The sequence below is a fragment of the Rhizobacter sp. genome, assembly GCA_019635355.1.
Taxonomy (GTDB): Bacteria; Pseudomonadota; Gammaproteobacteria; order Burkholderiales; family Burkholderiaceae_C; genus Rhizobacter.
Window position 1 is genome coordinate 1,261,126 of the sequence record JAHBZQ010000001.1, and the last position, 11,615, is coordinate 1,272,740.

General features: G+C 67.1%; 11 protein-coding genes. 8 read left to right on the forward strand and 3 right to left on the reverse strand.

Going from position 1 to position 11,615, the window contains the following annotated elements; translation table 11 throughout:
- Position 1: 1 nt before the first annotated feature.
- Both dapE and prmB read left to right on the forward strand, forming a co-directional pair.
- A complete protein-coding gene (gene dapE / locus KF892_05615; GenBank protein ID MBX3624469.1) occupies positions 2-1,159 on the forward strand; it encodes a succinyl-diaminopimelate desuccinylase in 1,158 nt (385 codons plus the stop codon).
- A complete protein-coding gene (gene prmB / locus KF892_05620; GenBank protein ID MBX3624470.1) occupies positions 1,156-2,040 on the forward strand; it encodes a 50S ribosomal protein L3 N(5)-glutamine methyltransferase in 885 nt (294 codons plus the stop codon). Before dapE ends, prmB begins: the two co-directional genes overlap by 4 nt.
- A 7-nt stretch (positions 2,041-2,047) precedes the next feature.
- Here the strand turns inward: prmB and KF892_05625 are convergent, their stop codons facing one another.
- Positions 2,048-3,280 carry a cystathionine gamma-synthase family protein gene (locus tag KF892_05625; protein ID MBX3624471.1) on the reverse strand — a complete coding sequence of 411 codons (1,233 nt, stop codon included), beginning with the start codon at positions 3,278-3,280 and terminating at the stop codon, positions 2,048-2,050.
- 36 nt (positions 3,281-3,316) lie between these two features.
- On the opposite strand from KF892_05625, the gene KF892_05630 reads away from it, so the two are divergent.
- Positions 3,317-5,275 (forward strand): ATP-binding cassette domain-containing protein, encoded by a 1,959-nt coding sequence (locus KF892_05630; GenBank protein MBX3624472.1) that lies wholly within the window; start codon positions 3,317-3,319, stop codon positions 5,273-5,275.
- Here KF892_05630 and KF892_05635 read toward each other — a convergent pair whose 3' ends face one another.
- Positions 5,276-7,198 (reverse strand): nitrate- and nitrite sensing domain-containing protein, encoded by a 1,923-nt coding sequence (locus KF892_05635; protein MBX3624473.1) that lies wholly within the window; start codon positions 7,196-7,198, stop codon positions 5,276-5,278. It abuts the gene before it with no gap.
- 160 nt (positions 7,199-7,358) lie between these two features.
- Between KF892_05635 and KF892_05640 the strand changes: the two genes are divergently transcribed.
- Both KF892_05640 and KF892_05645 read left to right on the forward strand, forming a co-directional pair.
- A complete protein-coding gene (locus KF892_05640) occupies positions 7,359-7,850 on the forward strand; it encodes a MarR family transcriptional regulator (GenBank protein MBX3624474.1) in 492 nt (163 codons plus the stop codon).
- 38 nt (positions 7,851-7,888) lie between these two features.
- Positions 7,889-8,314 carry an organic hydroperoxide resistance protein gene (locus tag KF892_05645; protein MBX3624475.1) on the forward strand — a complete coding sequence of 142 codons (426 nt, stop codon included), beginning with the start codon at positions 7,889-7,891 and terminating at the stop codon, positions 8,312-8,314.
- Here the strand turns inward: KF892_05645 and KF892_05650 are convergent.
- Positions 8,311-9,252 carry an asparaginase gene (locus KF892_05650; GenBank protein MBX3624476.1) on the reverse strand — a complete coding sequence of 314 codons (942 nt, stop codon included), beginning with the start codon at positions 9,250-9,252 and terminating at the stop codon, positions 8,311-8,313. The genes KF892_05645 and KF892_05650 overlap by 4 nt on opposite strands.
- A 57-nt stretch (positions 9,253-9,309) precedes the next feature.
- Here KF892_05650 and lexA point away from each other — a divergent pair, with 57 nt between their 5' ends.
- From lexA to KF892_05665, 3 genes are all read left to right on the forward strand, one after another.
- A complete protein-coding gene (gene lexA / locus KF892_05655) occupies positions 9,310-9,984 on the forward strand; it encodes a transcriptional repressor LexA (protein MBX3624477.1) in 675 nt (224 codons plus the stop codon).
- Positions 9,985-9,992: 8 nt separating this feature from the next.
- The gene (locus KF892_05660) at positions 9,993-10,295 is read left to right on the forward strand and encodes a helix-hairpin-helix domain-containing protein (protein ID MBX3624478.1); all 303 of its coding nucleotides are present in this window, start codon (positions 9,993-9,995) and stop codon (positions 10,293-10,295) included.
- Between the two features lie 281 nt (positions 10,296-10,576).
- Positions 10,577-11,572 (forward strand): IS110 family transposase, encoded by a 996-nt coding sequence (locus tag KF892_05665; protein MBX3624479.1) that lies wholly within the window; start codon positions 10,577-10,579, stop codon positions 11,570-11,572.
- Positions 11,573-11,615: the final 43 nt, after the last annotated feature.

Genomic DNA, 11,615 nt, shown 5'->3' on the forward strand with positions numbered 1-11,615 from the left:
GATGTCGGCTGCCTTTTCGTCGACGCTCGGACTGACCGAACAGCTGATCGCCCGCCGCTCGGTCACCCCCGACGATGGTGGCTGCCAGGACCTGATCGCCAAGCGCCTCGCGCCCCTCGGCTTCGAATGCGAGACCCTCGCCTTCGGGCCGGATGCCTTCCGCGTCACCAACCTCTGGGCCGTGCGCCGGGGCCGGCCGGGCAGCAAGCTGCTCGTCTTCGCCGGCCACACCGACGTGGTGCCCACCGGACCGCTGACGCAGTGGACGAGCGACCCCTTCGTGCCCACCCACCGTGAGGGCAAGCTCTATGGCCGTGGCGCGGCCGACATGAAAACCTCCATCGCCGCCTTCGTGGTGGCGGCCGAGGAATTCGTCGCGCAGCACGGCGAGCGTTGCGGGGGCATCGCGCTGCTCATCACGAGCGACGAGGAAGGCCCCTCGGTCGACGGCACCGTCAAGGTCTGCGAAGCGCTCAAGGCGCGCGGCGAGAAGCTCGACTACTGCATTGTCGGCGAACCCACCTCGGTCAACACGCTCGGCGACATGATCAAGAACGGCCGGCGCGGCTCGCTCTCGGGCAAGCTCACCGTCAAGGGCGTGCAAGGCCACATCGCCTACCCGCAGCTCGCCAAGAACCCGATCCACCTCGCCGCCCCGGCGCTGGCCGAGCTGGCCGCCATCGAGTGGGACCGCGGCAACGAATACTTCCCGCCGACGAGCTGGCAGATGTCGAACATCCACGGCGGCACCGGTGCGTCGAACGTGATCCCCGGCGAGTTGGTGATCGACTTCAACTTCCGCTTCTCGACCGAGCAGACGCCCGAAACGCTCAAGGCCCGGGTGCAGTCGGTGCTCGACCGGCACGAGCTCGAATACGCGATCACCTGGTCGCTGAGCGGCGAGCCCTTCATCACGCCGCGTGGCGCACTGGTCGACGCGCTCGATGCGGCGATCCGCAGCGAGACGGGCGTCACGACCGAACTCTCGACGACGGGCGGCACCTCCGACGGCCGCTTCATCTCGAAGATCTGCGAGCAGGTCGTCGAATTCGGCCCGCTCAACGAGAGCATCCACAAGATCGACGAACACGTGCGCGTGGCCGACATCGACCCGCTCAAGAACATCTACCGCAAGACACTGGAAGGACTGCTGCTGTGAAGCTCATCGACTGCATCACCGCGCAAGCCGCCCGCCTCAAAACGGCGGGCGTTTCGTTTGGGCATGGCACGACCAACGCGTTCGACGAGGCCGCGTGGCTCGTGTTGTGGGCGCTCGGCATGCCGATCGACGAGCTGGAGCCGCACGCCAAGCGCGAGCTCTCCGACGCCGAACTCGCGAAGATCGACGCGGTGATCACCGAGCGCATCGAGACGCGCCGCCCCGCCGCCTACATCACGAAGGAAGCCTGGCTGCAGAACGTGCCTTTCTACATCGACGAACGCGCCATCGTGCCGCGCTCCTTCATCGCCGAGCTGTTGGCCGATGGCGAGGGCGAAGGCACGCTCGACGCGTGGCTCTCCGAACGCACGCAGCGCGTGCTCGACCTGTGCACCGGCAACGGCAGCCTGGCCGTCATCGCGGCGATGGCCTACCCTGAGGTCACGGTCGACGCCGCCGACATCTCCGATGACGCGTTGGCGATTGCGAAGATCAACGTCGACAAGCACAAGCTCGGCAAGCGCATCACGCTCATCAAGTCGGACCTGCTGAACGAGCTGAAGGGCCCCTACGACCTGATCGTCTGCAACCCGCCCTACGTCAACGCACAGAGCATGCGAGAGCTGCCGAAGGAATACCTGCACGAGCCGCAGCTGGCGCTGGCCGGTGGCGACGACGGCATGGACCTGGTGCGCCGCATCCTGAAAGACGCCCCCTCGCGCATGAGCGACATCGGCGTGCTGGTGCTGGAGATCGGCAACGAGCGCCCCCACTTCGAGCACGCGTTCCGCAAGCTCGAAGTGGCGTGGCTGGAGACGAGTGCGGGCAGCGACGAGGTGCTGCTCGTGACCCGAGACGCGCTGCAACGCTGGCAGCGCTGAGCTCCGTTCAGACCTTCGCCAGCGCCTGCTCGAAGTCGGCCTGCAGGTCGACGTAGTCTTCGATGCCGACCGAGATGCGCACCAGCGATTCGCTGATGCCCATCTTCTGGCGTTTCTCCAGGCCCATCTCCCAGAAGATGGTCTGTGCCACGGGGATGGCCAGCGTGCGGTTGTCGCCCAGGTGGCTGGACTTGATGACCAGCTCCAGCGCATCGAGCATGGCGAAGGTGTCATGCCCCGGCTTCAGCTCGAAGCTCATCAGCCCGCCATAGGCCTTGAACCAGCGCTTGGCGTTCTCGTGCTGGGCGTGGCTCTTCAGGCCCGGGTAGTACACCGCCGCCACCTTGGGGTGCTGCTCCAGCCAGGTGGTGAGCTTCAGGGTGTTGTCGCAGACCCGGTCCATGCGCAGGGTGAGCGTCTCGGCCCCGTTCGAGATGCGGTGCGCCGCCTCGGCGCCGAGCGTGGCGCCGAAGTCGCGCAGGCCCTTCTTGCGGATCTGCAGCAGGCCCCAGCTCTTGGGCGCGCCCTTCTTGTAGGACGCCTGGATGTTGGGGAAGGTCGACCAGTCGAAGAGCCCGGTGTCGGTGATCGCGCCGCCCAGCACGTTGCCGTGGCCGCTGATCGACTTGGACAGCGAATTCATCACCAGGCCAGCCTTCACCACGGAGGGCCGGAAGAGGTACGGCGTGGTCATGGTGTTGTCAACCACGTACAAAATGCAGCGTTCCGCACACAGCTTGCCGATGCCTTCGAGGTCGGCCACCTGCGTTCTCGGGTTGGCAATCGTTTCTACGAAGACAATACGGGTCTTGGGCGTGATGGCCTGGGCCACCAGGCGGGCGTCGGTCGCATCGACCAGCGTCACCGAGCAGCCCAGGTTTTCAAGCGTCGTGAACAGGCTGGCCGTGTTGCCGAAGAGGAACTGGCTGGCCACGACGTGATCGCCCTGCTTGAGCAAGGCGATGAACATCGAGCCGATGGCGCCCATGCCGGTGGCGAAGCTCACGGTGCCCACGCCGCCTTCCAGCAGCGTGATCTTGGCTTCGAGGGCTTGCGTGGTGGGGTTGCCCTGGCGGGCGTACACATGGCCGCTGCGCTCGCCCTGGAAGACCGAGGCGAGCTCGGCGGCGGTCTCGTAGCCATAGGCCGCCGAGGTGTGCAGAGGTTTGTGGGTGGCACCGTGCTCCACGCCGCCCAGGCGGTCGGCATGGAGAAGTTGGGTGGTGAGGCCGCGGCTCATGTTGGGTCTCGCAGGAATTTGGATTGAAGTCTGAGCATGATAGTCATCAAGAACGTCACCCTGCGCCGCGGCACGAAGATCGTGCTGCAGGACGCGAGCGTCACCCTGCAGCCGGGTGAAAAGATCGGCCTCGTCGGCCGCAACGGAGCCGGCAAGTCGTCGCTCTTCTCCCTGCTGACGCATCGGCTGCAGTCCGATTCGGGCGACGTTTCCATCCCGCCGCGCTGGCGTGTGGGCGAAGTGGCTCAGAACATGCCCGAGACCGAGCAAGGCGCCACCGATTTCGTGCTCGAAGGCGACACCCGCCTGATGGAAGCCAACGCCGCACTCGCTGCGGCCGAAGCCGCCGACGACGGCCACGCGATGGCCGACGCCCACCAGGAGATCGCCGAAGCCGGCGGCTTCGAAGCCCGCCCGCGCGCCCAAGCCCTGCTGATGGGCCTGGGCTTCCGCCTCGACCAGCTCGACGACCCGGTCAACAGCTTCTCGGGCGGCTGGCGCATGCGCCTGCAGCTCGCGCGTGCGCTGATGTGCCCCGCCGACCTGATGCTGCTCGACGAGCCCACCAACCACCTCGACCTCGACGCCCTCGTCTGGCTCGAAGCCTGGCTGCAGAAGTTCGAAGGCACGATGATCGTGATCAGCCACGACCGCGAGTTCCTCGATGCGATCACCAAGGTCACGCTGCACCTCGATGAAACACGCCTGACCCGCTACACCGGCAACTACACCGCCTTCGAAGAGATGCGCGCCGAGCGCCTGCTGCAGGCGCAGGCCAACTACGCCAAGCAGCAGGAGCGCATGGCGCACCTGCAGAAGTTCATCGACCGCTTCAAGGCCAAGGCCAGCAAGGCCAAGCAGGCGCAAAGCCGGGTCAAGGCGCTGGCCCGCATGGAAAAGCTGGGCCCGGTGCTCACCAGCAGCGACTTCCAGTTCGAGTTCCGCGAGCCCGTCTCGCTGCCCAACCCGATGCTCGCGTTCTCGATGATGTGCTGCGGCTACAACGGCGTGCCCATCGTCAAGGACATCAACCGCTCGGTGCTCGCCGGCCAGCGCATCGGCATCCTCGGTGCCAACGGCCAGGGCAAGTCGACGCTCGTGAAGACGATTGCGCACGAGATCCCGCTCATCTCGGGCGAGGTGACCGAAGGCAAGGGGCTGTCGATCGGCTACTTCGCGCAGCAGGAGCTCGACGTGCTCTCGCTCGACGACGGCCCGCTGATGCACATGATCCGCCTCGCGCGCGACGTGGGGCCGCAGGCGCGCGAGCAGGAGCTGCGCGACTTCCTGGGTTCCTTCCGTTTCGTCGGCGACATGGTCCAGCAGGCGGTGGGCACGCTCTCGGGCGGCGAGAAGGCCCGCCTCGTGCTCGCGATGCTCGTGTGGCAGCGCCCCAACCTGCTGCTGCTCGACGAGCCGACCAACCACCTCGACCTCACCACCCGCGAGGCGCTCTCGATGGCGCTCAACGAGTTCGAAGGCACGGTGATGCTGGTGAGCCACGACCGGGCGCTGCTGCGCGAGGTATGCGACGAGTTCTGGCTCGTCACCGAAGGCACCGTGAAGCCCTTCGACGGCGACCTCGACGACTACCAGAAGTGGCTGCTCGAAACCTCACGCGAGATGGCCCGAGCCGCGAAGGATGCGGCCAGCGGCAAGGTCAGGAAAGAGAAGCAGGCCGCCGTGGTGGCCGCAGCACCGCCGCCCGAGCCGGCCAAGCGCGAAGACCGCAAGCTCTCGGGCCAGGCCCGCCAGAAGCTCGCGGAGCAGACCAAGCCGCTGCGCAAGGAGTTGGAGACGCTGGAAAAGCGCATCGCCGCGCTGACCCAGGAGAAAGACAACATCGAGGCGGCCTCGGCCCGCCCCGACCTCACGCCGGCCCAGCGCGTGGAGCAAGGCAAGCGGCTCAAGCAGATCGGCGACGAGACCGAGCAGGCCGAAGGCCGCTGGCTCGAACTCACCACGCAGATCGACGAGCTCTCGGCGGGCGCCTGATCAGAGCCTGAACGCGCGCACCGCCTCGGCGAGCTTGCTCGCCTGGTGCTTGAGGCTTTCGGCCGCGGCGGCCGACTCTTCCACCAGCGCCGCGTTCTGCTGCGTCACCTGGTCGAGCTCGGCCACCGCGCCGGTGACCTGCTCGATGCCCGCGTGCTGCTCATGCGCCGCATGGCCGATCTCGCCGATGAGGTCGCTCACGCGCTGCACCTGCGCGACGATGTCGCTCATCGTCGCGCCGGCATCGTTCACCAGCTGTGAGCCCGACTCCACGCGTGTCACGCTTTCGCCGATCAGGCTCTTGATCTCGCGCGCCGCGCCAGCACTGCGCTGGGCCAGCGAGCGCACCTCGGCGGCCACCACCGCGAAGCCACGCCCCTGCTCACCGGCGCGCGCCGCTTCCACCGCCGCGTTGAGCGCGAGGATGTTGGTCTGGAAGGCGATGCCGTCGATCACGCCGATGATGTCGGCGATCTTCTTGGAGCTCTGGGCGATGTCGCTCATGGTGGCGACCACCTGGCCCATCATCTCGCCGCCCCGCGCGGCCACGCTGGTGGCGGAGCTCGCGAGCTGCGAGGCCTGCTGCGCGTTGTCGGCGTTGCTGCGCACCGTGCTCGCCAGCTGCACCATCGAGGCGGCCGTGCGCTGCAGGTTGGCCGCCTGCTCTTCGGTGCGCTGGCTCAGGTCGATGTTGCCGGCGGCGATCTGGTCGGAGCCCGTGGCGATGGAGTCACTCGACGACTTGATGTGCGAGACCACCTCCGCAATCGCACCGGCAGAGCCGCCCAGTGCGCGCAGCATCTGGCCCAGCTCGTCTTGCGTCTCGGCACGTGCACGGAAGCTCAGGTCGCCACTCGCCAAGGCGTTCGACGCGGCCAGCGCCTGTGCCATCGAGCGCGAGGTGGTGCGGGCGATGGTCACGATGAGCCACGCCGCCGCCAGCCCACCCAGCACGATGACAGGTGCCAGCAGCCACAGCAGGCGCCGCGTGGCGGCCAGCTCACGCTCGAATTCGGCGTTGAGCACCTCGAAGGTGGCCGCGCCAAGTGCGTACTGCGCGTCGACGTGACCCGTCATCGCACTGAAGAACTGGCCCGGCGCCAGGGTGAGCGCGGTCGCCTCCAGCACCTGCGACTGGATGAGCTTCACCGCCTCGTCGGCCCCGGCCGCGGCCTGCTGGCGACGCTCGGCCAGCGGGCCGAGCGCGGCGGCGTCCGCATCGGTCGCGTGGTCGAGGTCGGCGTTCACGCGCGCGGCCTGGTCCTGCACGGCTTCGACGAGCTGATTCAGCGTCACCCGGTCGGTCGGGTCGAGCTGGCCCTTGGCCAGGTAGCCGGCCCCGCGGGCGCGGGCCTGGCCGAGGTATTCGCTGAGCTGGGGCAGGCTGCGCAGAGCGGCCAGGCTCAGGTGGTGCGTGGCGGCCACGGTGTCGCGCGACAGGCCGCTCGCGTCCATCAAGTCGTCAACGAGCGCCAGCTCTTCCTTGATCAACGCGCTGTGGCGCGCAAAGCTGGCCGGCAGCGCGAGCTGGCCGCCGGCCACATCGGCCGACAGCGCCTGCCATTGCGCACGCATGCGCTCGCGGCGGCTGCTCACGCGCGCGCTGGGCGTGGCACCGGCGGCGTCGAGCACCTTGGCGATGGCCGCGTCGACCTCCTGCTGCTTGGCCTGCCGCGGCGTCTGTTTGCTGGCGTCGCCGCTGAGCAAGGTGTTGGTGAGACCCCGATGCTGCTGCGTGAGCTGCACCAGGCGCAGCACCTCGGCCACGGGCGCGAGGCCCGCCTGCTGCCGCTCCCGGGCGTGGATGTGCTTCAACTCACCGACCACCACATAGGCCGTGGGTGGCACCAGCAACACCAGGGTCAACCCACCGAGCACCGCAAACTTCTGCCAGATCTTGAGCCGGCCAATCCAGGATTTCATGAACGAGAGAGCGCGAGGCCTTGAGACAACCCCAGCTCTATCGACGCGGCAGCGCCCGACTTGAACGCGCACGCTTGAGGTGCGTCCAATGCCCCTCGTCGGGTCACGGGATTTATATTGCGCACAATTTAATTGCTCAATTCATTTATCATCCGTCCCCATGCGATCCCTCCGCAACGACTCTCAACAGGCCCGCGCCGACTGGCTGCAACTCGACCAGCAGCTGTGCTTCGCGCTGTATTCCACGTCGCTGGCGATGACCAAGCTCTACAAGCCGCTGCTGGCGCCGCTGGGCCTCACCTACCCACAGTACCTGGCGCTGCTGGTGCTCTGGGAGCGCGACGGCCTGGGCGTTGGCGAGTTGGGCGAGCGGCTCTTCCTTGACTCCGGCACGCTGACCCCACTGCTCAAGCGGATGGAATCCGCCGGCTGGCTGAAGCGCGAGCGCGACTCGGCCGACGAGCGCCGCGTCGTCGTCAAGCTCACGCCCGAAGGCCGCGCGCTGCGCCAGAAGGCCAAGAGCGTGCCGTTGCAGCTGAGCCAGGCGATGCAGTGCGACGTCAACGACATCAACAGCCTCACGCAGCGGCTGCAACAGCTGCGCGCCAATCTCCTCGATGGCACCGCGGGTGATGCCGCGGCGGCACATTGACCTTTCCTTCTTTCCACCACCCCTGAACGGAGCTTCACATGGCCCTCGAAAAAGTTCTCTACACCGCCCACGCCACCTCGACCGGCGGCCGCACCGGCACGTCCGAATCGTCCGACGGCGCGCTCAAGGTCAACCTGAGCACCCCGAAGGAGCTGGGCGGCGCGGGTGGCCCAGGCACCAACCCCGAGCAGCTCTTCGCCGCCGGCTACTCGGCCTGCTTCATCGGCGCGATGAAGGCCGTGGCCGGCGCACAGAAGATCAAGCTGCCGGATGACGTGTCGATCACGGCCGACGTGGGCATTGGCCCCATCACCGGAGGCTTCGGCATCCAGGTGGCCATGGCGATCAAGATCCCCGGCTTCGAGAAGGCCCAGGCCGAAGCGCTGGTGGCCGCGGCCCACAAGGTGTGCCCGTATTCGAACGCCACCCGCGGCAACATCGACGTGACGCTGACGGTGATCTAGCAGGGCGTCAGGAGCTGAAGGATCAGCTCCACCCGCGCCTTCACAGGCGTGAGTTCCCCGGCCGACGGCAGCACGTCGTCGGCCCGTCCGATCACCCGGCCGTTGCCGCAGCGGCTGCTGCGCCACACCGTCACCCCCTGGTCTTGGGCTTCGAGCAGCGCAGCTTCGAGCGCCGTGTGCACCGTGCCGTTGCCGGTGGCCGCGACCACCAGGCCCTGCACGCCGATCTCGCAGGCCGCGCGCACGAGTGCACCACTCGCCCCGGCGTGGCTGGTCACGATCTCCACCTGCGGCCAGGCGTCGTCTTCCACCGGCAGCCATTGCAGCCCGAGCGCTTCGCCCTGCGGCCAGGCGCGCCACGCCGTCACACGGCCCTCTTCCACCACACCGAGCAAGCCGGCGTCGCCCGAGCTGAACGCGTCGAGCCGGTAGGTGTGGGCCTTGCGCACGTCGGTGGCGGCGTGCACCGCCCCGGCGGTCACCACGACCACGCCTTGCGCGCCTGACGTGCCGGCCACGGTCACGGCGTCGAGCAGGTTCTGCGGGCCGTCGGCATTCAGCGAGGTGGCCGGTCGCATGGCGGCCGTCATCGCCACCGGCTTCTTCGGCGCGAGCACGCGTTGCAGGAAATAGGCGGTCTCTTCGAGCGTGTCGGTGCCGTGGGTCACGACCACGCCGGCCACGTCGTCGCGCGCCAGGTGATGGGCCGTGCGCAGCGCGAGCGCGCGCCAGATGGCAAAGCCCATGTCCTTGCTGTCGGCCTGCGCCACCTGCTCGCATTCGAGTGGCAGGCCCGCCAGCGCCGGCACGGCCTTCACCAGCGCTTCGACACCGAGCTGCGCCGCGGTGTAGCCCACGTTGTCAGCCGCATCGGCGGCGGTGCCGGCGATGGTCCCGCCGGTGCCCAGCACCACGATCGTCCGAGAAGTGTTTTGCATTTCTTGATGAGCTGGATGAAAATACAGGCACTGGATGAAACCTCAGGACGGCCCACGATGGAAGCGCCCAAGCTCACCGAACGCCAACAGCAGATCCTCGATCTCGTGCAAAGCGCCATCGAGCGCACCGGCGCCCCACCCACCCGCGCCGAGATCGCGAGCGAGCTGGGCTTCCGTTCCGCCAACGCCGCCGAAGAGCACCTGCAAGCCCTGGCCCGCAAAGGCGTCATCGAGCTCGTGGGCGGCACCTCGCGCGGCATCCGGCTGAAGTCTGACACGTTGCGCGCGCTGAACGAGATCCGCGGCAAGCAGTTCAGCCTGCCCCTGCCCAGCCTCTCGCAGCTCACGCTGCCGCTGGTGGGCCGCGTGGCCGCCGGCAGCCCCATCCTCGCGCAGGAGCACATCGACCAGACCTACCTGATGGAAGCGAGCATGTTCCCGCGCCGCCCCGACTACCTGCTCAAGGTGCGTGGCATGAGCATGCGAGACGCCGGCATCATGGACGGTGACCTGCTCGCCGTGCAGAAAGCCAAAGACGCGAAGAACGGCCAGATCGTCGTGGCCCGCCTGGGCGAAGACGTGACCGTCAAGCGCTTCCGCCGCACCCGCACCAGCATCGAGCTGCTGCCCGAGAACCCTGACTTCAAGCCCATCGTCATTCCCTTCGGTGACGTCGACTTCGAACTCGAAGGCATCGCCGTCGGCCTGATTCGCAACAACATGATGATGTGAGGCGGATCATGGCCTCGATCAAATCACCGAAGGCCCGCAGCGCAGATGAGTGCGAGCGGCTGGAGCAGCTGCCCAACATCGGCCCCTCGCTGGCAGAAGACCTGCGGCTGATCGGCATCCACCAGCCGCAACAGCTGCGCGGCAAGGACGCCTTCGTGCTCTACCAGAAGCTGTGTTCGGTGACGGGCACCCGGCAAGACCCCTGCGTGCTCGACACCTTCATGGCGGCGACCGATTTCATGGGCGGTGCGGCACCGGCGCCCTGGTGGAACTACACAGCGCAACGCAAGGCGCTGTTCGGTCAGGTGTAGGTGCGTGGGATAGAGCTGAGGGTTTGAGCGAGAGCGCAGCGGCGGGGTACCGTGTTGCGTTCATGTCCCCCTTCCTTGAGCCTCCCGGCTCAAGGAATTCCTCCTAATACTTGTATCTTTCTTTCACCCCCTTGCAGGAGACTGCAGGGAGAGCCAAGTTCGCGGTCGGCGCGCCAAACCTGATCCTTACGAGAGCTTGCAGTTCGAAGTGAAGCTATTGGCCAACGCGCCGGCCCGTTCTTCCCACAACCGTGTAGCCCGAACAGTTGCCAATCATGAACATGCATCCGCAAGTCAGGGTAGCGAGCGGCGAGCAGCGGCCCAACGCAGGCATCGACGTGTCCAAACAGCATCTGGATGCTTGTTGGAGCGAAGTTGAACTGCGCGTGGCCAACGACGCCGGTGGGTGGAACGAGCTGATCGCCAGGCTCGTGGCCGAGCGCGTAGACCTCGTGGTCATAGAAGCCACGGGAGGCTACGAGCGAGGCTTGGTGTGTGCGCTGCAGGAAGCGGACGTAGCCGTCGCACGGATCAATCCGCGCCAAGCGCGCGACTTTGCCAAGTCGATGGGTGTACTGGCCAAGACCGATCGGGTGGACGCACGCTGCCTGCGTGACCTGGCCGACGTGCTGGCACGGCACAAGGAGCGCCACAAGTACATCACCGCTCCGTCGGACCCGCAGCGTGAGGCGCTCAACTCGCTGATGCTGCGGCGGCGCCAGCTGGTGGACATGCGTGCCGCAGAAGCCAACCGCCTGGCGGTGGCGGCGCACAAGAAGGCCAAGAGCAGCGTCCTGGCCGTCAAGCGTGTGCTGGATAAGCAGATCGAGCAAATCGACCAGGAAATCCAGCGGCACATCGATGACCACTTCGACAGCCAGAGGCAGCTGCTGGACAGTGTCAAAGGCGTGGGTGCAGTGACCATCGTGACGCTGCTGGCGGCCTTGCCGGAGTTGGGCAAGTTGAACCGGCGGGCCATCGCCAAGCTCGTGGGGACGGCCCCCATGGCGCACGATTCGGGCCCGCGCAAGGGAAGTCGCCACATCTGGGGTGGTCGTGCGGCGGTGCGCTCGGTGATCTACATGGCGGCGTTGTCGGCGAGCCGAAGCAACCCGGTCATCAGCACGCACTACCAGCGCTTGGTGGCCGCAGGCAAGCCCAAGAAGGTCGCGCTGGTGGCCTGCATGCGCAAGCTTCTCGTCATCCTCAACGCAATGCTGCGTGACGGCTCCGCATGGAATCCCGACAAACACATCCCTCTCAAGACCTCTTCTTGACTTGACACCGAACACAGTTGCTTCACTCCACACGGCACCCCAC

Bases quoted from the DNA above. Each gene is read 5' to 3' on its own strand.
- dapE (MBX3624469.1), top strand. From the start codon at position 2: ATGTCGGCTGCCTTTTCGTCGACGCTCGGACTGACCGAACAGCTGATC.
- KF892_05625 (MBX3624471.1), bottom strand. From the start codon at position 3,280: ATGAGCCGCGGCCTCACCACCCAACTTCTCCATGCCGACCGCCTGGGC.
- KF892_05630 (MBX3624472.1), top strand. From the start codon at position 3,317: ATGATAGTCATCAAGAACGTCACCCTGCGCCGCGGCACGAAGATCGTG.
- KF892_05635 (MBX3624473.1), bottom strand. From the start codon at position 7,198: ATGAAATCCTGGATTGGCCGGCTCAAGATCTGGCAGAAGTTTGCGGTG.
- KF892_05640 (MBX3624474.1), top strand. From the start codon at position 7,359: ATGCGATCCCTCCGCAACGACTCTCAACAGGCCCGCGCCGACTGGCTG.
- KF892_05645 (MBX3624475.1), top strand. From the start codon at position 7,889: ATGGCCCTCGAAAAAGTTCTCTACACCGCCCACGCCACCTCGACCGGC.
- KF892_05650 (MBX3624476.1), bottom strand. From the start codon at position 9,252: ATGCAAAACACTTCTCGGACGATCGTGGTGCTGGGCACCGGCGGGACC.
- lexA (MBX3624477.1), top strand. From the start codon at position 9,310: ATGGAAGCGCCCAAGCTCACCGAACGCCAACAGCAGATCCTCGATCTC.
- KF892_05660 (MBX3624478.1), top strand. From the start codon at position 9,993: ATGGCCTCGATCAAATCACCGAAGGCCCGCAGCGCAGATGAGTGCGAG.
- KF892_05665 (MBX3624479.1), top strand. From the start codon at position 10,577: ATGCATCCGCAAGTCAGGGTAGCGAGCGGCGAGCAGCGGCCCAACGCA.